Origin of the sequence: Aeromonas rivuli, from assembly GCF_020149575.1 — a bacterium.
Lineage (GTDB): Bacteria > Pseudomonadota > Gammaproteobacteria > Enterobacterales > Aeromonadaceae > Aeromonas > Aeromonas rivuli.
In genome coordinates, this window is the sequence record NZ_CP079742.1 from 3758638 (window position 1) to 3781297 (window position 22660).

The window sequence follows — 22660 nt, forward strand, 5'->3', positions numbered from 1 at the left end:
CTCTGCTCCTTAGCGAGAACGGTGGCGCCGTCCTTCCTTCTTGTTACTCACCTGCTGCACCACTGGCATAGCCAGCGGAGCAAACTCCTTCATCACCCTGCGATACACCTCCCGTTTAAAGGAGACGACCTGCCGCACCGGATACCAGAAACTGACCCAGCGCCAGTCATCAAACTCAGGATGACCATAACAGCCAAATTGAATGTGCGACTCGCAACCAGCATTCAACTGCAGCAGAAACCATTTCTGTTTTTGGCCAACACAGACCGGTGAACTGTCCCAACGGACAAGACGTTTGGGTAAGCGATATTTGAGCCAGTTACGGCTGATAGCCAGTATGGTCACATCCTCGGGCTTGAGGCCAATCTCCTCATACAATTCCCGAAACATGGCCTGCTCTGGTGTCTCACCCTCATCCACTCCCCCCTGGGGAAACTGCCAGGAGTGCTGTCCATAGCGCTTAGCCCACAGAACTTGTCCTTCGCGGTTACAGATCACGATGCCGACATTGGGACGAAACCCGTCACCATCTATCACGTGATCACCTTATAAAGGCTGAATCTATAAGGAGATTGTTCCACATTCACCCCTTGGCAGCAAACGGCGGTTACATCCCGCGAATCATGAATAACTTTCAATTTCAACCCAAGTTATAAACAAACTCAGGGATCCTCATCCAGGAGTTGCTCACGCTAACTGTGTATAACACTGTGAGCAAACGGGTATACCCCCACATACTAGCAAACGAGATCCCGAACGAACAGTCATATCCACCTTGGAACAGTTAAGAATAACTTCTTTAAATACATATAAATAACCATAAACAACTGGATCAAGATCCATGACTTTATCGCCTCAGGATCCCGGATCCAGATTGTGAACAAGTCTGGGTGCTCAAAGATCCATCAAGAGGAAATTATCCACAAGGCCTGAGCTCTTTCTCATCAGGATCCCGGCTGAAAAAGCGGTCAGATCACATTTTTTTTCTCCCAAAGTAGGAACTGATCCCCATGGGGATCAGTTATCCAAGTTTTCTGTGGATAACTATGTGTAACAAGCAGGGCAAACCCTTGGACAAGTTCAAGGCCTGAGGATCCTGATAACAACAAAGCCAGATTTCCTCATCAAAATCATTTAAAATCATGGTGATAAGTAACAGCATCCCATTAAGAGCCCCCCACTTTTCCCATTCAGCCCACTGCTGATAAAATCAGCAGATCCAGATCCGGGTCGCGGATCCCAACCCTTTCAACCACAGGAGAAGCTATGCCTATGCCCATGCCACCCCAGTCAGAGCAGGAGCTGCTGACTCGTGCTCATGCCATCGCCGGGTTCACCCTGGCCCAACTGGCAGCTGAAGCCGGCATCAAGGTGCCCCGGGATCTGCGTCGGGACAAGGGCTGGGTAGGTCAACTCATCGAGTGGCAGTTGGGTGCCAGTGCTGGCAGCAGACCGGAGCAGGATTTCCCCGAGCTGGGCATAGAGCTCAAGACAATACCGGTGGATCCCAGAGGCAAGCCGCTGGAAACGACCTTCGTCTGCGTGGCGCCGCTGGTCGGCATCAGTGGCCAGCACTGGGAGGCATCGAATGTGCGCAACAAGCTCTCCCGGGTGCTCTGGATCCCGGTCGAAGGCTGTCGCGATATCCCGATAGGAGAGCGCCGGGTTGGCATGCCGTTGTTGTGGATCCCCAGTGCCGAGGAGGATGCCTTGCTGCGCCAGGACTGGGAGGAGCTGATGGACATGATAGTGCTGGGAGAGGTCGAACAGATCAGCGCCCGTCACGGCCAAGTGATGCAACTGCGCCCCAAGGCCGCCAACAACAAGGCACTGACCCGCGCCATTGGTAGATCTGGCCAGCCGATCATGACCCTGCCCAGGGGCTTCTATCTCAAGATCCCCTTCACCCACGCCCTGCTGATGCGCCATTTCGCCTTGCCCGAATGAGACTTTATCTATCGTCTTGTCATGAATTGGTATAAAAATAACCAATCTGGTTTCTTCGTAGCCAATGACAAGGAGGCGTCATGCCTATCAACAAGCAGTTCCTCAAGTCCCGTCCGGAAGTCAAGGTCACCTTCGAAGTGGAGAAAGCCGCCGCAGAGGGGGCTGAGCAGGTGTTACTGCTGGGGGAGTTCAACCAGTGGCAACCGATCGAGCTCAAGCGCATGAAAAGCGGCGAGTTCAAGGCGACCCTCAACCTGCCCACCGATGGGCCCAGCCACTTCGAGTACTGTTATCAGCTGGTTCACTCCGATGGAGAGAGCCGCTACGACAACGACTGGGCGGCGGATGCCTATGTGCCAGGCCCGTTCGGGCGTGACAACTCGGTGGTGCGAGTCAGCGCCTAGACCGCACGCCAGCAACAAAAAAGGCTCGCCATTGGCGAGCCTTTTCACTATCCGTCGATAAATCGACACCAATTCGAATCGAATTAGTTGAGCTTCTCTTTGATACGAGCAGCTTTGCCGGACAGGTTGCGCAGGTAGTACAGTTTGGCGCGGCGAACATCACCACGACGCTTCAGTTCTACACTGTGGATCAGCGGAGAGTGAGTCTGGAATACACGCTCAACACCTTCGCCGTTGGAGATCTTGCGAACGGTGAAAGCAGAGTGCAGACCGCGGTTACGCTTGGCAATAACGATGCCTTCGAAAGCCTGCAGACGCTCTTTGCCACCTTCTTTAACACGCACTTGAACACGTACGGTATCGCCCTGGGCAAAAGCCGGGATGTCGCTACGCAGTTGCTCTTGTTCAAGCTGCTGAATAATCTTGCTCATTGTCTTTCCTTACCTAGGATAAACTGAAAACTCTACTAAACGTTGTCACGCACTTCGCGGACATACTCGGCAAGAAGTGACTCTTGCTCGTCAGTCAGAGCTAGGTTGTTAATAAGTTCCGGCCTACGTTGCCAGGTTCGTCCGAGCGATTGCTTGAGCCGCCAGCGTCGAATCACTTCGTGATTGCCGCTTGTCAGCGCCTCCGGCACCGCCAATCCATCCAACACCTCTGGCCGAGTGTAGTGGGGATGATCCAGCAAGCCATCCGTAAAGGAGTCCTGCTCGGCACTGGCCTGATCCCCCAATACCCCTGGAACCAGACGCGAAACCGCATCGATCAGGGTCATGGCAGGCAACTCGCCACCACTTAGCACGTAATCGCCGATAGACCACTCTTCGTCGACTTCGGTTTGTATCACGCGCTCATCGACACCTTCGTATCGACCTGCGATCAGAATAAGCTTCTGATCCCTTGCCAGCTCGGTTACGCCCGCTTGAGTCAGCTTGCGTCCCTGAGGGGAGAGATAGATGACTTTCGCCCCGTCTCCCGCCGCTTGCTTGGCCGCATGAATCGCATCACGCAGCGGCTGAACCATCATTAACATGCCGGGCCCACCACCATAAGGACGATCATCGACCGTACGGTGTTTGTCGTGGGTAAAGTCCCGGGGGTTCCAGCACTCAATCTGCAGCAGGCCACTCTTGACGGCCCGACCCGTTACCCCGTGTTCGGTAATGACTCGGAACATTTCCGGGAAGAGGCTAATCACCCCAATCCACATAAGAAACCTCCGATACTCTGTTACCGCGGGAAACTAGAAACCAGGATCCCAATCAACTTCGATTGTGCGAGCAGTCAGGTCAATATGCTTGACCACCTGCTCTTCCAGGAACGGAATCAACCGCTCCTTTGCGCCAAAGGCATCTTTTACATTGGCCTCAACCACCAACACATCGTTGGAGCCGGTTTCCATCAATTCGGTCACCTTGCCAAGGTCATATCCTGTGGTGGTCTTTACTGCACAACCTATGAGGTCGCGCCAGTAGAACTCACCATCGGGCAGACTCGGCAACTGATCGGCGGGTACGCCAATCTCGACATTGGTCAATGCCAGGGCATCCTCGCGCACATCGATACCATCGAGTTTGCAGATCAGACCCTTGTTGTGACGCTTCCAGGCCGAAACCTTGAGTTCACGCCACACCCCGTTCTGATTGATCAGCCAGGGTTTGTAATCGAAAATCGCTTCGGCAACATCGGTGAAGGAGTTCACTTTCAGCCAGCCCTTGATGCCGTAGACGGTACCCAGGGTGCCCAGAACTATAGGTTTATCCACCTTAACTCCCTACCGTTTGACTGATTAAGCAGCTTTAGCAGCGTCTTTGATCAGCTTGGCAACACGGTCAGAAACAGTGGCACCAGTACCAACCCAATGCTCGATACGAGCCAGGTCCAGATTCAGCTTGTCAGCGGAACCAGAAGCAACCGGGTTGAAGAAACCAACACGCTCGATGAAACGACCGTCACGGGCGTTACGGCTGTCAGCAACTACTACCTGGTAAAACGGACGCTTTTTCGCGCCACCACGTTGTAAACGAATGGTTACCATATCGTCCTCATTAACATCTAATGAACAGGGCCCGCAAACACGCGAACCCTAGCTTAAAATAAGCCGCGTAATACTACTTGAATTCATGCTAATTGCAACTGAACCAGCCAATTTTTGCGCAGCTTGCAGACAAAAGAGGCTCCCTCGAGAGGAGCCTCTTGCAACAGAGGGGATGATACCGATTAGAAGGGGCCGCGGCCACCGCCACCGAAGCCCGGCGGCAGCATGTTCTTCATCTGGCCCATCATCTTGCGCATGCCGCCCTTGCCGGACATCTTCTTCATCATGCGCTGCATCTCGGTGAACTGCTTGAGCAGCTTGTTCACGTCCTGCACCTGCATGCCAGAGCCTGCGGCGATGCGGCGCTTGCGGGATCCCTTGATGAGATCGGGATGAGCTCGCTCCTTCGGGGTCATGGAGCTGATGATGGCCTCCATGCGAATGGTGAGCTTGTCATCCATCTGATCTTTCACGTTGTCCGGCAGACCAGACATGCCCGGCAGCTTGTCGAGCATGCCCATCATGCCGCCCATGTTGCGCATCTGGGCCAGCTGCTCGCGAAAGTCCTCCAGATCGAAGCCCTTGCCACTCTTGACCTTGCTGGCCAGCTTGGCCGCTTTCTCTTTGTCTACGGTGCGTTCCACCTCCTCGATGAGGGAGAGCACATCGCCCATGCCAAGAATGCGCGACGCCAGACGATCGGGGTGGAAGGGCTCGAGCGCATCGATCTTCTCCCCCATGCCGATGAACTTGACCGGCTTGCCGGTGATGTGACGCACGGACAGCGCGGCACCACCACGGGCATCGCCATCGGCCTTGGTGAGGATGACGCCGGTCAGCGGCAGCGCCTCATTGAACGCCTTGGCCGTATTGGCGGCATCCTGGCCGGTCATGGCATCGACCACGAACAGGGTCTCAACCGGCTTGATGCTGGCATGGAGATCCCGGATCTCGTCCATCATGGCGCCGTCGACGTGCAGGCGACCAGCGGTATCCACGATCACCACGTCATAGAATTTTTTGCGGGCCTGATCGATGGCGGCAGTGGCGATGGCCAGCGGCTTCTGGGTCGCGTCGCTCGGGAAGAAGTCGACGCCGACGTCCCCGGCCAGGGTCTCCAGCTGCTTGATGGCGGCAGGGCGATAGACGTCCGCACTGACCACCAGTACCTTTTTCTTGCTGCGCTCTTTCAGGAGCTTGGCGAGCTTGGCCACTGTCGTGGTTTTACCGGCGCCCTGCAGACCGGCCATCAATATGATGGCTGGCGGCTGGGCAGCCAGGTTGAGCTGCTCGTTGGCCTCGCCCATGACGGAGACCAACTCCCCATGCACTATCTTGATGAAGGCCTGGCCCGGGCTCAGGGACTTGGCCACTTCCTGGCCGACGGCTCTCTCTTTGACCCGCGCCACGAAATCGCGCACCACGGGCAGCGCCACGTCCGCTTCGAGCAGCGCCATGCGCACCTCGCGCAGAGTCTCTTTGATGTTCTCTTCGGTCAGTCGCCCACGGCCACTGACGTTGCGCAGGGTGCGCGAGAGTCGTTCTGTCAAATTCTCAAACATGACGCTTTCCGGTTCTTGGCATGGTAAATGGCGGCATTATACCTCAGCCATTGCCTGAGGACGATTATTCGCCGCAGCGACTGCGACGACCTGCTCCCTATATATGGGCAGATTGCCGATTGCACAACTGGCGAGCACCTCACCCGCAGGGTATACTGCCTCTCTTGTTCACCTAACTGCTTGTTCAACAACGACCTGGTTATGATCGTGATCTCTGTTCTGGCCCTGGCGTTTTACCTGCTGGCCATCATCGCCTCTCTGCATCTGTTGCTGAGCGCCAAGCCTGCGGGGCAGCACAAGCTGTTCGCCTGCGTGGCGTTCGCCCTGCTCGCCCACGGCATCACCCTGGGTGCCGAGGTGACTCAGACCAACTCGGGCCAGAATCTCAGCATGTTGAACGTGGCCTCGCTGGTGAGCCTCATCATCAGTACCTTCATGACCTGCGCCGCTCGCCGCTTCAACGGCTGGATCCTGCTGCCCGTAGTCTATGGTTTTTCCGCGCTGCTGCTCACGGCAAGCGCCCTGATCCCGAGTCGCTACATCACCCATCTGGAAGCCCATCCCCAGTTGCTGCTGCACATCGGCCTGGCGCTGATGGCCTATTCGGTGCTGATGATAGCCTGCCTGTTTGCCTTGCAGCTGGCCTGCCTCGACCGCCAGCTCAAGTCCCGCAAGCTCAGCCAGCTGCCGGCCATGCCGCCACTGATGACGGTGGAGAAACGGCTGTTCCAGCTCATCTCCGCCGGTCTGTTCCTGCTCACCCTCTCCATCGCCTCCGGCCTCTTCTTCCTGGAAGACATGTTCGCCCAGGGCAAGTCCCACAAGGCAGTGCTCTCCATTCTGGCCTGGTGCGTCTATGCGTTTCTGCTCTGGGGTCATCATACCCGTGGCTGGCGCGGCCGCCGGGTCATCAGTCTGAGCCTGATAGGTTCAGCAATACTGACCCTCGCCTATTTTGGCAGCCGCTTCGTCAAAGAAGTTCTGCTCAACTGAATCACTCATAAACCAGCACCTGTTAGGAGCCCTTTTTGGACAGCATATCAACGAGCACGTTATTGATTGTTCTCGTTATTCTGATCTTACTATCCGCGTTTTTCTCGAGTTCCGAAACCGGCCTGATGTCGATCAACCGTTACAAGTTGCGCCATCTGGCACAGACCAAGCACAAGGCTGCCCGTCGGGTAGAGCGCTTGCTGGCGCGTCCGGATCGCCTCATCGGCCTCATTCTCATCGGCAACAACCTGGTCAACATCCTGGCATCGGCCATCGCCACCATCGTCTGTATCCGGCTATTTGGTGACTTCGGGGTAGCCATTGCCACGTTCGGCCTGACCATAGTGGTGCTGATCTTCGGCGAAGTGACGCCCAAGACCCTGGCGGCCATGTACCCGGAGAAGATTGCTTATCCGGCGTCCTGGATCCTCAAGGGGCTGATGGTGCCCCTCTACCCCTTCGTCTGGCTGATCAATGGCATCACCAGCAGCCTGCTCAAGCTGCTCAAGATTGCTCCCAAGCAGCGCGACTCCCTCAACACGGAGGAGCTGCGCACCATAGTCAACGAGGCGGGCAGCATGATCCCCCAACGTCACCAGGACATGCTGCTCAGCATCCTGGATCTCGACAAGATGACGGTGGAGAACATCATGGTGCCGCGCAACGAGATCTATGCCATCGATATCAATGACGACTGGAAAACCATACTCCGTCAGCTGGTGCACTGCGCCCACACCAAGATCCTGCTCTACCGGGGCAGCATAGATGATGCGGTCGGTTTCCTGCACGCTCGCGACGCCCTGCGCCTCATCGCCAAGGATCAGTTCAACAAATCGAGCCTGCTGCGGGCGGTCAAGGAGATCTATTTCATCCCGGAGGGGACTCCTCTCAATGTCCAGCTTGCCAAGTTCCAGCGCAACAAGGAGCGGATCGGCCTCATTGTCGACGAATATGGCGACATCCAGGGATTGATCACCCTGGACGACATACTCGAGGAGATTGTCGGTGACTTCACCACCTCCATGACGCCCACGCCGAGTGACGAAGTCCACCCCCAGCCAGACGGCTCCTTCCTGGTCGAGGGCTCGGTCAGCATCCGCGAGCTCAACAAGGAGATGAACTGGCACCTGCCGACCGACGGCCCCCGCACCCTCAACGGCGTCATCCTGGAGTATCTCGAAGAGATCCCCCAGCCCAACATCAGCATAAGGCTGGCGGGTTATCCCATCGAGATCCTCGAGGTAGAGCAGAACATGGTCACCATGGCGCGCATCATGCCGCAGTTTTACCGCAGCACCGCATCGGACGAGGATGACGACGACTGATGCCAGCCGCGCCCTGACTGCCAAAATGAAGAAGGGCTGCCCGCAGGCAGCCCTTCTTCATTTTGGAGAGCGACTCAGAAGTCGTTATCGTCGGCGGGGATGTTGAGGGTCGGGATCAACTGGCCGAACACCTGCTCCAACTCGTCGCGGTTGGCCAGCAAGTCCTGCAGGCTATAGCCATCCATCACGGCCAAGAAAGCATTCATGGCATCCTTCAACGCCCCCTTGAGCAGGCAAACCGAGATGATGTGGCAGACGGGTGAATGACAGTCGATGCCATCCAGGTTCCCTTCCAGCTCGCGGATCACCTGACCAATGTTGATGGTATCGGGGGCACAGGCCAGCCGTATGCCGCCATGCTTGCCCCGCTGGGATTGCAGATAACCCAGTTTCACCAGCTGATTGACCACCTTCACCATGTGGTTACGGGAGACGCCATACAAGGCAGATACCTTGGCGACACTCGACAACTCACCCTCCGGCAGCGTTGCCAGATAGAGCAAGGCTCTTAATCCAAAATCCGTATAACTTGTCAGTCTCATAATGCCTGTTTAGCGCAAAGCGAAAGAGGGAGGATTGATCCTCATCAAATAAACATCTAGGATGCCACTTATAAAATGACATTCTGAATGCTCAATTAGAGAGGTCCTATGTTAGATCAAGCCACCATCGCCGTCATCAAAAGCACCATTCCCCTGCTCGAATCGGCCGGGCCTGCCCTGACCGAGCACTTTTACCAGCGCATGTTTCGCGATAACCCCGAACTCAAGGATGTATTCAACCTGGCTCATCAGCGCAGTGGCGGCCAACCGCTGGCACTGTTCAATGCCGTGGCGGCCTATGCCCGAAACATCGACAACCTGGGTGCCCTCGCTGGCGCCGTGGAACGCATTGCTCACAAACACACGGGTTTCCTGATCCAGCCAGCACAATATCACATTGTGGGTAGTCATCTGCTGGCCACCCTCAAAGAATTGGGCGGTGAAGCGGTCACCGAGGAGATACTGACCGCCTGGGGCAAGGCTTACGGGGTGCTGGCCAATATCTTCATCGGCCGGGAGAGCGAGATCTACCAGGAGAAGGCCGAGCAGCCCGGTGGCTGGCAAGGGGGCCGCCCCTTCGTCATCACACACAAGCAAGCCGAGAGCGACACCATCACCTCCTTTGTCCTGACGCCTGTCGATGGGCTGCCCGTCCTCGACTTCCAACCAGGTCAATACCTCAGCCTCAAGCTGGCGCATCCTGACCTGAGCTATCAGGAGATCCGCCAATATTCCCTCTCCGATGCGCCCAACGGGCACAGTTACCGCATCAGCGTCAAACGTGAGTCCCGGGGACAAGTCTCCAATCTGCTCCATGACAAGCTGCAACAAGGGGATCGATTGGAGGTGATGCCACCGGCGGGGGACTTCGTACTGACGGCCAGGCCCGATCAGGCCGTGGTGCTCATCTCGGCCGGTGTGGGCCAGACTCCCATGCTCAGCATGCTCAATCAGCTGCTGGCGATGGGTCATGGCGCCGACATCCGCTGGCTCCACGCCTGCGAGCAGGGCGCGCTGCATGGCTTCAAACAGGATATTCACACCAAGTCTCGCCAGCATGAGCGACTGCTCAGCCGGGTCTGGTATCGCGTCCCGACCGAGCAGGATCAACAGGGGGAGGACTATGACTTCACCGGCACCATGGTATTGGCGCAGGTGCAGGAGTTGTTGCCCGTTGACGCGCATTACTACTGCTGTGGCCCCCTGTCCTTCATGGCCAGTATCAAGCAGCAGTTGCTGGCCCTCGGGGTGAGTGGCGAGCGCCTTCATTACGAAGTATTTGGCCCGCATCAAGATCTATAACAACCGGCTATCCATACCAATGAAGGGGAAACAGCCTGCACAGCACGGCGGCTGACCTCCCCATAACAAGAGGGCCCCTGCTGCAAACAGGGGCCCTCTTCTCATCACTGGGAAAAAGGCATCAACCCATGGCCTTGGCCCGCGCCACGGCATTGGCGGGCATGCGACCGGCAAGACGCGACAGCAGGCTGGCCGCCCGACCATGGAGCGCCTTGTCGCCAATCACGGCCCCGTGCAGCAAATGGTAGGCTTCTTCATAATCGAGAGGGCTGCCGAGTCCCGCCAGCAACATTTCGACCCACTCCAACTGCGCCTTGAGCAGACCCTGGCTCGCCGCCTCCCGCATCAGGGTCTCGGCACGCAGCAGATCCTTCTGCACCAATATCCCCTTCCAGTAGTAGCGGCCCAGTTGTTCCAGCGCGGGCGCCAGGCCTTGATCCGCCGCAGCCCACAGGTACTTGACCCCCTGCTCGGCATCGGGCTTCACACAGACGCCCCAGGCCAGCATGTCCCCCCACAGAAACTGATAGGAAGGGATCTTCATCACATTGGCCCGCGCCTCTATATCCTGGGTCAGCTGACACCTGTCCTGTTTGACCTGCTTGAGGTGGCGGCCTTGCTCAATCCAGTCGAGCAGCTCGTCCTGACGATAGAGGGGCACAACCTGCAACGGTGCCACCGAGACCGGAGGCAACTTGGCCGCAGGATCCACGATCTCGACCAGGGTGGCGGGGGCCGCCGAGGTCTGGTTAACGGGGGCAGGCCACTGGGGCAGACCTGCACCGGGCAAGGCGGATGGCGTGGCGGCCTTGGCCTGGGTGAGCGGCTGACCAGAGTTGGATGTCGCGGTACTCTCGGCAGGCAATACAGTCGCCTTGGCAGGTGCCGGTTCAGATGCGGCCAACAACTTGGTGTCGGCCGAACTGGCGTCACTGGGTACTGCCTGAGCCTGACCAGCCAGCGCACACGTAAAGACAATGAGGGGGAATACGTTCATCATGGGTTCTCCTGCTGCTCTCCTGTATCGGCCGCAGGGAGCCATCCCTTGAGTCAGGATGAAATCCGGATGGCAATTCGCAGCGCCAAGATAACGAAAAGGGGGGCCTGAGCCCCCCTTTTTCAACCGTCAGGCGCTTTATTTGACGAAGTCGACACCCAGCTGGATGTCGGCTTTCAGGGTGGCCAGCATGCCATCCATCGCTTCCTGCTCGAAGGCGCTCAGCTTGCCGTAGTCCAGTATGGTCTCGACGCCGTGCTTGCCCAGCAGGATAGGTTGCGCGAAGAAGCTGGCGTGCTCGCCATTGCCTTCCACGTAGGCGCACTCGATGACGTTGGCCTCGCCTTGCAGACCCTTGATCAGCGACAGACCGAAGCGGCAAGCCGCCTGACCCATGGACAGGGTCGCCGAGCCGCCACCGGCTTTGGCTTCCACCACTTCGGTACCGGCATTCTGGATGCGCTTGGTCATGGCAGCCACTTCCTCGGCGGAGAAGTTGGCACCCTCAATCTGGGACAACAGCGGCAAGATGGTCACGCCGCTGTGACCGCCAATGACGTTGACTCGCACTTTATCAACGTTCAGGCCCTTGGCCTCGGCCACGAAGGTCTCGGCACGGATCACGTCCAGGGTAGTGATCCCGAACAGGCGGCGCTTGTCATAGACACCGGCTTTCTTCAACACTTCAGCGGCAATGGCGACTGTGGTGTTAACCGGGTTGGTGATGATGCCGATCAGGGCCTGCGGGCAGGATGCGGCACACTTCTCGACCAGATTCTTGACGATACCGGCGTTGATGTTAAACAGATCGGAACGATCCATGCCGGGCTTGCGCGCGACACCGGCAGAGATCAGCACAACATCGGCGCCGACCAGAGCAGGGCTAGGGTCTTCACCACAAAATCCTTTTACTTTCACGTCAGTCGGGATGTGGCTCAGATCGACGGCCACACCCGGGGTGACGGGGGCGATATCATACAGGCTCAATTCGGAGCCAGCAGGCAGGCGATTCTTCAGCAACAGGGCAAGGGCTTGGCCTATCCCACCGGCGGCACCCAGAACGGCAACTTTCATGATCAACTCCATGTTTAAGCAGGTTTAAGGTTGTTTCTTGTTGTGCGCCCAACCTTAAAGGATCCCCCCCTAAAAAACAATCTGATAACAGTTGCGATAACAGGTTCTGTGAGCTACGGAACAGCCAGCGCCGAAAGCGGGGGGGAAATGTGAAAAGTGGAAGGAGAAGCACAGATTTTCTGTGTTTCTCCTTCCATCAGAGGGTCAATATCTGGTGTTTAGCCTTGGAAAGCCAGGGCTCGGCGCTCGCACCAGCGAAAGCCAATTGTTAACAAACCATTCATGCAGAGGTAGAGGGCCCCCGCCACGGTAAACACCGCCAGGGTGTCATAGGTCTGGGCATTGAGACGCTGGGCCAGCCCCATGATATCCATGATGGTGATGGTGCTGGCAAGGGAGCTCCCCTTGAGGACCAGGATCACCTCGTTGGAGTAGGCAGGAACCAGGCGACGGGCGGCGTGACGCACCTTCATCCACAGGGTTTGGCCCGGCGTGAAACCCAGGGCACGACAGGCTTCCACCTCCCCCGCCGGAATCGCCTCCAACGCCCCCTTGAACAGGCGGGTCGAATAGGCGGCCGTATTGAAGCCAAGGGCCAACACGGCGCAGAACCAGGGTTGCTTGAGCAGGGGCCAGAGTGGCCCGCTCTTGAGCCACTCGAACTGGCCGGGCCCGTAATAGATAAGGAAAATCTGGATCAGCAGAGGGGTACCGGTGAACACCAGCACCCACAGTTGCACCAGCTGAGTCGCCAGCGGGATACGGCGCTCCAACACCCAGGTCATCAGGGCCGCCATGGCCACCCCGAGCAGCAGGCTCAGGGCGGTCAGCTGCAAGGTGGTACCAAGTCCACCGAGCAGAGTCATCAGATAGTCTTGCATCCCTAACCTCCGTAGCGCCGGCTATAACGGGACGCCTGCTTGAGCCCGAATTCACTGACCAGGCTGATCGCCAAATAGATGAGGGCCGCCGTGGCGTACCAGGTGAAGGGCTGGTAGGTACTGGCCGACGCCATCTGTGCCTGACGCATCATCTCGTTCACCCCGATGAGGGAGACCAGGGCGGTATCCTTGAGCAGCACCAGCCACTGATTGCCCAGCCCGGGCAGGGCGTGACGCCATGCCTGAGGCAGCACGATGCGAAAGAAGGTCCGCCCCCGTCCCAATCCCAGCGCCTCGGCGGCCTGCCGCTGACCGGTCGGCACCGCATTGAGGGCGCCGCGCAGGGTCTGGCAGGCATAGCTGGCAAACAACAGAGAGAGTGCCAGCACACCACAAGCGAAGGGGCTGAACTCCACATACTCCCCGGTGATGAGGAACAGCACCTGGGTCGAGCCAAAGTAGATGAACAGCACCACCAGCAGCTCGGGCAGGCCGCGGATCAGGGTGGTGAGGGTGGCAACGGGCCAGCCGAGCCAGGGCTTGCCGCTGAGTTCAGCCGCGCTGAATGCCAGCGCCAGCACCATACCCCCAACCAGAGAGGCCAGGGCCAGCCCCAGGGTCATCCAGGTTGCGTCGAGCAGCAGACTCAGCATGGCTTACTGCGCGAAGTACTTGTCAAAGATCTGCTGATAGGTGCCATTGGCCTTGATCTCGGCCAGCCCCTTGTTCAGCTGAGCCAGCAGCTCTTTATTGCCTTTGGCCACGGCGATGCCAAAACCCGTGCCGAAATACTTGGCATCGGTCACAGGCTTGCCCATCACCACATACTCTTTGTGCTGTTTGAGCCAATCGGCGGCCACGGCGGTATCGGCAAAGACGGCATCGGTACGACCGTTCATCATGTCGAGGAAGGCGCTTTGATAGCTGGCGTAAGGCACGGTGAGCAGGCCCTTGCTGACCCAGTTATCGACCAGATAGGACTGATGGGAACTGCCGTTCTGGACGCCGACCGTCTTGTCGACCAGCTCTTCCGGGCCCTTGAAAGCATCCTTCTTGGCCACGAATACGGCGGAGTTCTCGTAATAAATGTCGGAGAAATCGACCTGGGCGGCACGCTCCGGCGTCACGTCCATGGCGGCGATGGCGGCATCGAAGCGGTGGAACTTGAGGCTGGGGATCAGGCTGTCAAACGCCTGGTTATGGAAGCTGCACTCCAGCTTGGCCTGGGCGCAGATGGCGCGGGCCAAGTCGATGTCGAAGCCCTGAAACTCGTTCTTGTCATCCAGATACTCGAACGGGGCATACGTTGCCTCGGTGACAAATTTGATCTCTTTGGCCACAACGGTCGTGCTCAGCAGTCCCATGGCCACGGCCAGCAATATGCTCTTTTTCATGTGATTGTCCTTGTCAAAATGAAGGGATTCAGTGATTCAGAAACTCGGCAAAACGACGGGTTCGGGGTGAGGTGAAGATCTCGGCGGAGCCGGATTCCACAATCTGACCCCGCTCCAGGTAGATCACCTGGCTGGCCACCTTGCGGGCGAAATCGACCTCGTGGGTCACCACCACCTGGGTGATCCCGGTCTTTGCGAGACCACGAATGATCTGGGCGACCTCCTTGGTTATCTCGGGATCCAGCGCCGCCGTCGGCTCATCAAACAGCAGGACCTCGGGGTCCATCATCAGGGTACGGGCGATGGCCACACGCTGCTGCTGGCCACCGGAGAGCCGGGCCGGCCAGGCATCGCGCTTGTCGGCGAGCTGCAACTGGGTCAGCAGGTAGCCGGCCTTGTCGATGGCCGCCTGCTTGCCCATGCCGAGCACCTTGATGGGCGCCTCGATGAGGTTTTCCAGCACGGTGAGATGGGGCCAGAGGTTGTATTGCTGGAACACCATGCCGACTTTGCGACGCAGCGCCTGGGCTTCGCGGGCAAAGTCCCCCTTGGAGAGGGCCGACGGGAAAGAAAATTCACTCTTGCCGATGCGCAAAGTACCGGCATCCGGGGTATCGAGCAGGTTGAGCATGCGCAGCAACGAGCTCTTGCCCGCACCGCTTGGGCCCAGCAATACCAAGGTCTCGCCGGGATTGGTGCAAAAGGAGACCTGTTGCAGAACCTGCTGTTTGTGCCAGGACTTGTCGATAGCGTTTAATTCAATACCCATACAACCCGATTGAATAAGTTTTCAAAATTTCGTCCTGATTTTAATCTCAACATGGGTATATGCAAGCTAAACTTGCATCGATATGCAGTACAAACCGCAGTTCCTTGCCAAAAAAGGCATATGAATGCAAAATGGCCATGCTGAACAGCTGCCGCCTGCGTACCACAGGCCGCCACCCTCCCTCATTCGTGAGTCCAAGATGAAGCATAACGACAAGCAAGAAAAACTGGCGAAGGCCTTTAAAGCCTTGCTGAAAGAAGAAAGATTTGGCTCCCAGGCAGAGATAGTCACGGCCCTGCAAGAGATGGGTTTTGAAAACATCAACCAGTCCAAGGTATCGCGCATGCTGAGCCGTTTCGGCGCCGTTCGCACCCGCAATGCCAAGATGGAGATGGTCTACTGCCTGCCGGTCGAACTCGGCGTGCCCACCACCTCCAGCCCCCTCAAGAACCTGGTATTGGATGTCGACCACAACGGCGCCCTGGTGGTCATCCACACCAGCCCCGGTGCCGCCCAGCTGATCGCCCGCCTGCTCGACTCCCTCGGCAAGGCCGAAGGGATCCTCGGCACCATCGCCGGGGATGACACCATCTTCATTACCCCGACCAGCGATACCGATATCGAAGAGCTATACCTCTCCGCCCTCGAGCTGTTCGAACAGACCCCTTAGTCGCTCTGGCTCCGCTACGGCTGGGCTCCCTGAACGAACAATGGAACGAAAAATCCCGGCCTCGGCCGGGATTTTTGTTCATGCCTTGCCGGGATGCTCCTCGATGGGCTTATTGTCCCTGGCCCTGCAGGAACTCGACCGAGGGAGCGAAGAAGGCAGCCCCGGTCACAGCGCGGGTGAAGCGCAGCAGGTGATCGAAGTGGCCACCCTCGCCCTTGTACATGCTGGCCAGCATGGCATTGAAGTGCAGCGGGGTGCGGCAACAGGAGATGAAGTAGAGCCCCTGCTCACGCATGGTGCCCCAGGGCATGCTCTGGCGCAGTATCTCCATGGACTCCCCCTTGGGGGTCTTGAGATTGACCCTCTTTATATGAGCCGTGAGCGGCTTGGCGGCAGACTCATACTCCAGGTTGTCGACCTTGGTGCGGCCTATGATGTCCTCTTGCTCTTTGAGTGACAGCCGCTCCCAGTCGCTCATGGCATGCAGCCAACGCTGCACATGGACATAAGAGCCGCCCGCAAACTCGCCACCGGCCAGCAGCGCCACTTCTCCCTTGTGTTCATCCTGAGGATTCTCGGTGCCATCGACGAAACCGGTCAAGTCACGGCAATCCTGATTGCGGAAACCCCGCACCTCTTCCACCAGCTCAACCTGACCACCCAGCAGCGCCATCAGCCGTTGACCGGCATGATGCAGCACATCGACCCGGTCGGCGCGCAGTTGCACGAAGAGATCGAAGGGGGTATGGGGCGCCTGCTGGCCATTGGCCTCCTGGGCCAGGAAACTGCGAAACTGGGGAGGGCGCGCCATGGGATAGAGACCATCCCAGGCTTCGGATCCCACCGCCAGCAGACCAGAGAAGCCGACGTCCGGAAAGTCGGCGGTGACGGATTGCCACAGCGTTGGCACCTTGGCGAGGCGGCGAACCAATTCGGCACTGTCACCGACCCGGTTGAACATCAGATAGAGGGCATGCAGATTAGGCTCTGCGCAGATCCCGGTTTGGGCATTCATTCATCTCTCCCATGTGTGAGCATTGGTCGATCATAAAGTCGCCTGATTATAAAGCAATGGCCGATGGGATCCTTGATGTGACCCGGCACCCTGGCTCATCAGAGCGCGAACAGTACCAGAGGGTGTGGCGCCACCTGCACCCTGGCCTGCGCGGGGATCAGGGGTTCGCTGATACTGGCCTCCAGTGTCAACTCGCCACAGGCCAGCTGCACCCGGCAGTGATGGCCGAGAAACTGCTGATCCACCACCCTGAGCGGCCCCTCTTCATCCCCAATAAGCTGCAGCTGCTGGGGTCTGAGCATGAGTTGACGCCGCTCCCCCTGGGCCAGCCCATGGGGCTCGCTACCGCGGATCAGGCCAATGGCGGTCTGTACGCTATCGGCATCCACCACCTCGGCGGCCAGGTAGTTGACGCCACCGAGGAACTCGGCCACGAAGGGATTCTGCGGGCGACGATAGAGCTGCTCCGGCTCGCCCACCTGCTCGATGTGACCGGCGCGAAACAGCGCCAGCCGATCGGCGAAGGCGAACGCTTCCTCCTTGCTGTGACTGACAAAGACGGCCCCTATCCCCTGCCCCTTGAGCAAGGCACGGATCTCCAGGATCAACTTCATCCTCACCTGGGTATCAATGTTGGAGAAGGGCTCGTCGAGCAGCATGAGACGCGGCTTGCACACCAGCGCCCGGGCGATGGCGACACGCTGTTGCTGGCCGCCGGAGAGTTGATGAGGGTAGCGTTCCCCCAGCCCTTGCAGGTTCACCAGCTGGAGCGACTCCTCCACGGTCTGGCGGCGCTCGCTGCGCGCTTGCCTTCCCAGGCCGAAGCCGATGTTCTCGGCCACGGTCAGATGGGGAAAGAGGGCGTAATCCTGAAAGATCATGCCGATGTTGCGCGCCTCGGGAGGAACGCTCACCCCAGGGCCCTCCAGCAGATGCTCCCCGAGCCGGATCTCGCCCTCTGTCAGGGGCAGCAGGCCGGCGATGGCCTTGAGCAGCGTGGTCTTGCCGCAGCCACTGGCCCCCAGCAAGCAAACTATCTCGTTGTCAGCCACTGACAAGGAGAGCTGCTCCAACACGTTATGACCGTTATAACGGCAGCTCACTTTCTCTATTTGCAAGCAAGACACGACTCAAATCCTCTTGTGTGAGAGTGGCCAGGGCACCTCATTCAAATTGGCTCAATGGCCCTGGCTATCCAGGCTGCGGTTGACCCAGATGAGTGGCAGCAAGCCCACCAGTACGATGACGATGGCGCCAAGCGCCCCGCGCTCCAGCATCTCGTCCGAGACGAACTGATAGACATGGGTCGCCAGGGTCTCGAAGTTGAACGGCCTCAGCAGCAGGGCGGCGGGCAGCTCCTTCATGGATTCGATAAAGACCAGCATGGCGCCGGCGAACAGGCCCCGTCGCACCAGGGGCAAGTGCACCCGTCTGAGCATACCGCCCGCCCCCTGCCCCAGGGAGCGGGCCGCCATGTCGAGACTGGGGGAGACCTTGCCGAGGCTGCTCTCCACCGAACCGATGGCAATGGCGACGAAACGCACCAGATAGCCGAACACGATGGCGGTGAGCGTGCCGGTCAGCAGCAGGCCTGGCCCCTGAAGCCCAAGCCACTCGGCCAGATCGTTGATGCCAAAATCCAGGGCCGTGAGTGGCACCAGCACACCGATGGCCAGCACTGTCCCCGGCATGGCATAGCCCAGGGCGGCAAGACGCAGCGGGATCAGACTCTTGACCCCGCCATCGAGACGGCGGAAGAAACCGAGCAGCAGGGCCACCCCCATGGCAAGCAGCGCCGTCAGGGCCGAGATGAGCAGGCTGTTGCCGGCGAAGCGCACAAACTCCGGAGTCCATGACAGTGCAAAATAGCGCACCCCGTAGTCGAGCAGTATGGCGAATGGCAAGGCAAAACCGGCCAGTACCAGGCCCCAGCACCAGAGCCCAGCCAACCAGCGCAGCCCTCCCTTGAGCGGGTAGCGCAGCGGCGGTTCATGGCCCATGGATTTCTGGAAGACCTGCTGACGACTCCGGGAGCGGCGCTCAAAGGCGATCAGCAAGACAACCGCCAGCAGCATCAGGCAGGAGAGCTTGGCCGCCGTGGCCAGGCTGCCATAGCCGAGCCAGGTATCATAAACGGCGGTGGTCAGGGTATTGATGGCAAAGAAATGCACGGTCGCAAAGTCAGCCAGGGTCTCCATGGCCACCAGGGAGACGGCCACCATGATGGCGGGTCTGGCCAGGGGCAGACTGATGCGGCGAAAACTCTGCCAGGGCGAACTGCCGAGCAGCCGACTGGAGTGGATCAGGCTGACCGACTGCTCCAGGAAGGAGGCTCGCGCCAGCAGATAGACATAAGGGAACAACACCAGGGCCAACACCCAGGCGGCGCCCCCGAGGGAGCGGATAGCCGGGAACCAGTAGTCGCCAGGCCCCTGCCAGTCGAACAGGGTGCGCAGCCCCGCCTGCACCGGACCGGAGTAATCAAACAAGTCCGTATAGACGTAGGCAACGATGTAGGAGGGCATGGCCATGGGCAGCATCAGCGCCCACTGCAAGGCCCGGCGACCCGGCACCTGGCACATGGCGACCAGCCAGGCGGTCGGCACCCCGAACAGCAGGCTGAGCGAGACGACGCCCAGCACCAGCAGCAGGGTATTGACGAGGTAGGTGGAGAGAACGGTATCGGCCAGATGGGCGAACAGATCCCCATCCGCCGAGAGCGCAGAAAACAGCAGTGCCAGAACGGGCAAAACCAGCAGCAGGGCACAGGCCCAGCCGCTGGCTATCCAACCAAATTTTTTCATGAGTCCACAAAAATGGATGGGGCCCCTGGCCCCATCTGATTACAGATCGAACTTGACTTCGTCGAGCAGCTGCAGCGCATCCTTACGGTGCTTGGCATAGTCGCTGACCGGCAGGGCATCGACCTTGAAGCTGCCCCAGGATTTGACCATGGCGGACGGCTCAACACCCGGCTTGACCGGATACTCGGCGTTCACCTCGGCATACATGTGCTGAGCCTGATCACCGGAGAGGAACTCCATCAACTGCTGCGCTTGCACCTTGTTTTTGGCGTACTTGGTCATGGCCACACCGCTCACGTTGACGTGGGCGCCACGATTGGTCTGATTCGGGAAGTTGATCTCGACCGCCTCAGCCCAGGCCTTCTGCTCCGGATCCTTGAGCATGGCGCCCAGGTAGTAGCTGTTGCCCAGGGAGACATCACAGATGCCATCCTTGATCGCCTTGACCTGATCCCGATCGTTACCCTGAGGCGTGCGCGCCAAGTTGGCCTTGACCCCTTCCAGCCAGGTCTTGGTATCCGCCATGCCGTGATGAACGATCATGGAGGAGATCAGGGCGACATTGTACTCATGCTTGCCGCTGCGGGTACAAATTTTGCCTTTGAATTCCGGCTTGACCAGATCTTCGTAGCTGATCTCGGCAAGTTTGCCCAGACGCTCTTTGCTGGAGTAGATGGCCCGCACGCGAGTGGTCAGGGCAAACCAGCGATTATCCGGGTCGCGGTAGGCGGCCGGGATATTCTCCTGCAGCAGCTTGCTGTCTACCGGTTGCACCAGATCCTTGTCGACCAGATCGGTCAGACGGCTGATGTCCACGGTCAACATCAGATCCGCCGGGGAGAGCTTGCCTTCACGCTCCAGGCGCTCGTTGAGCCCCTCTTTGGCAAAGACCACATTGACCTTGATCCCTGACTCCTTTTCGAACTGCTGGATGATGGGCTTGATCAGCTCATCCTGACGGTTCGAATAGACATTAACTTCCTGTGCAGCCATGGCGGCGGGAGCAGAAATGGCCGTCAATGCCAGCGCCAATAGTGTCTTCTTGATCATGGAGTCAATTCCTTTGGATGAACGCGAATAGTGAGAATTATTGTTGTTTGCATTCTGCCTGAGGGAATTGCCATATCGCAAGCCGATTACCGCATCCGCATCACAAATTTACTCAACGATAAATAAAAGGGCCGGATGGAATCCCATCCGGCCCTTTCAGCTGAGTTAACCGTCAATTAATGGCTGCTTTTCACCGTCACAAACTCCGGATAAGCATCCACACCACACTCGTGCAGATCGACACCCATCATCTCTTCCTCTTCGCTGACCCGGATCCCCAGGGTCGCCTTGAGCAGGAGCCACACCACCAGAGATGCGAGGAACACCCAACCGAAGATGACAGCCGCACCGAGCAACTGAGCGCCAAAGGTGGTTGCTTCATTGCTGAAGGGCACGACCATCAGGCCGAAGAAACCGCAGACGCCGTGCACCGACAAGGCGCCGACCGGATCATCAATCTTCAGCTTGTCGAAGCTGACAATGGCATAAACCACCAGGCCACCGGCCAGGACACCGATCAGGCTGGCAAAGAGCGGGCTGGGTGAGGCAGGGTCGGCCGTGATGGCGACCAGACCGGCCAGCGCACCGTTCAATACCATGGTCAGGTCAGCCTTGCCCCAAGTCAGCTTGGTCACCAGCAGGGCGCCCAGGGCGCCGGTGGCGGCAGCGGCGTTGGTGTTGACGAACACCTTGCCGATGGCACTGGCGTTGGCCGCATCGGACAACATCAACTGCGAACCACCGTTGAAGCCGAACCAACCCATCCAGAGGATCAGGGTACCCAGGGTCGCCAACGGCAGGTTGGAGCCGGGGATGGGGTAGATCTCGCCATTCTTGCCATATTTGCCACGACGCGCCCCCAGTACCAGTACGGCGGCCAGGGCGGCGGCGGCACCCGCGAGGTGCACGATGCCAGAGCCGGCAAAGTCGGAGAAGCCAGCCTCTTTCAAGAAGCCGCCACCCCAGGTCCAGTAACCCTCAACCGGGTAGATGACCCCAGTCATCACCACGCAGAACAGCAAGAAAGACCAGAGTTTCATCCGCTCGGCCACGGCGCCGGAGACGATGGAGGTCGCCGTTGCCACGAACACCACCTGGAAGAAGAAATCAGACTCGAGCGAGTGACTTGCCCCCTCGGCCTGAGTACCGAGCAAGGTGCCAACACTCGGCAACCAGCCACCGGCACCGTTGTCGACGTACATGATGTTGTAACCGATCAGCAGGTACATCACGCAGGCGATGGTATAGAGCAGGACGTTCTTGGTCAGTATCTCCGTGGTGTTCTTGGCGCGCACCAGGCCCGCTTCCAACATGGCGAAACCGGCGGTCATCCACATGACCAGGACCCCGGACATCAACAGATAAAAGGTATCCAGCGCAAAACGCAGCTCACTGACACTCTTGGCTAACTCTTCCATGACAATCTCCTAACAGCTTCCCTAATTCCAATGACTCACAGCGCTTCGTCGTCTGTCTCGCCGGTGCGGATCCGCACCGCCTGCTGCAGCTCATAGACGAAAATCTTGCCGTCCCCAATCTTGCCGGTGTAGGCCGCCTTGCAGATCGCCTCGATCACGCTCTCCACGTTGTCGCTGATGGTGGCAATCTCCAGCTTGACCTTGGGCAGGAAGTCGACCTGATACTCGGCGCCACGGTATAATTCGGTATGTCCCTTCTGACGGCCGAACCCTTTGACCTCGGAGACGGTCAATCCCTCGACGCCGAGATTGGCAATGGCTTCACGCACATCGTCCAACTTGAAGGGCTTGATAATCGCAGTAATCAATTTCATCTGGTTGCTCCCAATCCATGGTGTGTCGATATAGTGCAATCAATTCTTGTGCCAAGAATTTTTATTGTTATATTTCAACAAGATAAAATAATCACTGC

The 22660-nt window shown here is 58.4% G+C and carries 25 protein-coding genes; 6 read left to right on the forward strand and 19 right to left on the reverse strand.

All coding sequences use genetic code 11. The features are described from left to right. Positions 1-9: 9 nt before the first annotated feature. A complete protein-coding gene (gene rppH, locus KYK33_RS17290; protein WP_084218272.1) occupies positions 10-537 on the reverse strand; it encodes an RNA pyrophosphohydrolase in 528 nt (175 codons plus the stop codon). Between the two features lie 735 nt (positions 538-1272). Between rppH and mutH the strand changes: the two genes are divergently transcribed. Together mutH and KYK33_RS17300 are read left to right on the forward strand one after the other, a co-directional pair. Next, on the forward strand, positions 1273-1947 hold the full coding sequence (gene mutH, locus KYK33_RS17295; RefSeq protein ID WP_224433045.1) for a DNA mismatch repair endonuclease MutH: 675 nt from the start codon (positions 1273-1275) through the stop codon (positions 1945-1947). An 80-nt stretch (positions 1948-2027) separates the two neighbouring features. Then, positions 2028-2351: an isoamylase early set domain-containing protein gene (locus KYK33_RS17300; RefSeq protein ID WP_042044208.1), complete on the forward strand. Its 324-nt coding sequence runs from the start codon at positions 2028-2030 to the stop codon at positions 2349-2351. Between the two features lie 83 nt (positions 2352-2434). On the opposite strand, the gene rplS is transcribed toward KYK33_RS17300, so the two are convergent. From rplS to ffh, 5 genes are all read right to left on the reverse strand, one after another. Then, positions 2435-2782: a 50S ribosomal protein L19 gene (gene rplS / locus KYK33_RS17305; RefSeq protein WP_005892418.1), complete on the reverse strand. Its 348-nt coding sequence runs from the start codon at positions 2780-2782 to the stop codon at positions 2435-2437. A 35-nt stretch (positions 2783-2817) separates the two neighbouring features. Further along, positions 2818-3564, reverse strand: a complete 747-nt coding sequence (trmD, locus tag KYK33_RS17310; protein WP_224431313.1) for a tRNA (guanosine(37)-N1)-methyltransferase TrmD — start codon at positions 3562-3564, stop codon at positions 2818-2820. A gap of 33 nt (positions 3565-3597) precedes the next feature. Beyond that, on the reverse strand, positions 3598-4119 hold the full coding sequence (gene rimM / locus KYK33_RS17315) for a ribosome maturation factor RimM (RefSeq protein WP_224431314.1): 522 nt from the start codon (positions 4117-4119) through the stop codon (positions 3598-3600). A gap of 24 nt (positions 4120-4143) precedes the next feature. Further along, the gene (gene rpsP / locus KYK33_RS17320; protein WP_005892422.1) at positions 4144-4392 is read right to left on the reverse strand and encodes a 30S ribosomal protein S16; all 249 of its coding nucleotides are present in this window, start codon (positions 4390-4392) and stop codon (positions 4144-4146) included. 182 nt (positions 4393-4574) lie between these two features. Next, complete coding sequence (gene ffh, locus KYK33_RS17325; RefSeq protein ID WP_042044211.1) at positions 4575-5954, reverse strand: signal recognition particle protein; 1380 nt, start codon at positions 5952-5954, stop codon at positions 4575-4577. A gap of 201 nt (positions 5955-6155) precedes the next feature. Here ffh and KYK33_RS17330 point away from each other — a divergent pair, with 201 nt between their 5' ends. Both KYK33_RS17330 and KYK33_RS17335 read left to right on the forward strand, forming a co-directional pair. Next, positions 6156-6947 carry a cytochrome C assembly family protein gene (locus KYK33_RS17330; RefSeq protein ID WP_224431315.1) on the forward strand — a complete coding sequence of 264 codons (792 nt, stop codon included), beginning with the start codon at positions 6156-6158 and terminating at the stop codon, positions 6945-6947. 35 nt (positions 6948-6982) lie between these two features. Further along, positions 6983-8272 carry an HlyC/CorC family transporter gene (locus tag KYK33_RS17335; protein WP_042044212.1) on the forward strand — a complete coding sequence of 430 codons (1290 nt, stop codon included), beginning with the start codon at positions 6983-6985 and terminating at the stop codon, positions 8270-8272. 74 nt (positions 8273-8346) lie between these two features. Here the strand turns inward: KYK33_RS17335 and KYK33_RS17340 are convergent, their stop codons facing one another. Continuing rightward, on the reverse strand, positions 8347-8814 hold the full coding sequence (locus KYK33_RS17340) for an Rrf2 family transcriptional regulator (protein ID WP_042044214.1): 468 nt from the start codon (positions 8812-8814) through the stop codon (positions 8347-8349). Between the two features lie 108 nt (positions 8815-8922). On the opposite strand from KYK33_RS17340, the gene hmpA reads away from it, so the two are divergent. After that, on the forward strand, positions 8923-10116 hold the full coding sequence (hmpA, locus tag KYK33_RS17345; protein ID WP_224431316.1) for an NO-inducible flavohemoprotein: 1194 nt from the start codon (positions 8923-8925) through the stop codon (positions 10114-10116). A 121-nt stretch (positions 10117-10237) separates the two neighbouring features. On the opposite strand, the gene KYK33_RS17350 is transcribed toward hmpA, so the two are convergent. From KYK33_RS17350 to KYK33_RS17375, 6 genes are all read right to left on the reverse strand, one after another. Then, positions 10238-10831, reverse strand: a complete 594-nt coding sequence (locus KYK33_RS17350; RefSeq protein WP_224433046.1) for a tetratricopeptide repeat protein — start codon at positions 10829-10831, stop codon at positions 10238-10240. A gap of 420 nt (positions 10832-11251) precedes the next feature. Continuing rightward, complete coding sequence (gene mdh, locus KYK33_RS17355) at positions 11252-12187, reverse strand: malate dehydrogenase (RefSeq protein ID WP_005904838.1); 936 nt, start codon at positions 12185-12187, stop codon at positions 11252-11254. A gap of 218 nt (positions 12188-12405) precedes the next feature. Beyond that, positions 12406-13068 (reverse strand): arginine ABC transporter permease ArtM, encoded by a 663-nt coding sequence (artM, locus tag KYK33_RS17360; RefSeq protein WP_042044217.1) that lies wholly within the window; start codon positions 13066-13068, stop codon positions 12406-12408. A gap of 2 nt (positions 13069-13070) precedes the next feature. Then, the gene (gene artQ / locus KYK33_RS17365; RefSeq protein ID WP_224431317.1) at positions 13071-13721 is read right to left on the reverse strand and encodes an arginine ABC transporter permease ArtQ; all 651 of its coding nucleotides are present in this window, start codon (positions 13719-13721) and stop codon (positions 13071-13073) included. A gap of 3 nt (positions 13722-13724) precedes the next feature. Next, positions 13725-14462, reverse strand: coding sequence for a transporter substrate-binding domain-containing protein (locus KYK33_RS17370; RefSeq protein ID WP_042044219.1), 738 nt, complete (start codon positions 14460-14462; stop codon positions 13725-13727). A gap of 28 nt (positions 14463-14490) precedes the next feature. Further along, positions 14491-15231, reverse strand: coding sequence for an ATP-binding cassette domain-containing protein (locus KYK33_RS17375; protein ID WP_224431318.1), 741 nt, complete (start codon positions 15229-15231; stop codon positions 14491-14493). A 199-nt stretch (positions 15232-15430) separates the two neighbouring features. Here KYK33_RS17375 and argR point away from each other — a divergent pair, with 199 nt between their 5' ends. Then, on the forward strand, positions 15431-15901 hold the full coding sequence (gene argR, locus KYK33_RS17380; protein WP_005308670.1) for a transcriptional regulator ArgR: 471 nt from the start codon (positions 15431-15433) through the stop codon (positions 15899-15901). 109 nt (positions 15902-16010) lie between these two features. Here argR and KYK33_RS17385 read toward each other — a convergent pair whose 3' ends face one another. The 6 genes from KYK33_RS17385 to glnK form a co-directional block, all read right to left on the reverse strand. Further along, positions 16011-16916, reverse strand: a complete 906-nt coding sequence (locus KYK33_RS17385; RefSeq protein WP_224431319.1) for a Dyp-type peroxidase — start codon at positions 16914-16916, stop codon at positions 16011-16013. 98 nt (positions 16917-17014) lie between these two features. After that, a complete protein-coding gene (locus tag KYK33_RS17390; RefSeq protein WP_224431320.1) occupies positions 17015-18043 on the reverse strand; it encodes an ABC transporter ATP-binding protein in 1029 nt (342 codons plus the stop codon). A gap of 51 nt (positions 18044-18094) precedes the next feature. Continuing rightward, positions 18095-19720, reverse strand: a complete 1626-nt coding sequence (locus KYK33_RS17395; RefSeq protein ID WP_042044223.1) for an ABC transporter permease — start codon at positions 19718-19720, stop codon at positions 18095-18097. A gap of 39 nt (positions 19721-19759) precedes the next feature. Continuing rightward, complete coding sequence (locus KYK33_RS17400) at positions 19760-20767, reverse strand: Fe(3+) ABC transporter substrate-binding protein (protein ID WP_224433047.1); 1008 nt, start codon at positions 20765-20767, stop codon at positions 19760-19762. Between the two features lie 179 nt (positions 20768-20946). Beyond that, positions 20947-22188, reverse strand: a complete 1242-nt coding sequence (locus tag KYK33_RS17405) for an ammonium transporter (RefSeq protein WP_224431321.1) — start codon at positions 22186-22188, stop codon at positions 20947-20949. 35 nt (positions 22189-22223) lie between these two features. Then, entirely contained in the window at positions 22224-22562 is a 339-nt protein-coding gene (glnK, locus tag KYK33_RS17410; RefSeq protein ID WP_005904813.1) for a P-II family nitrogen regulator, read from the reverse strand. Between the last annotated feature and the right edge of the window lie 98 nt (positions 22563-22660).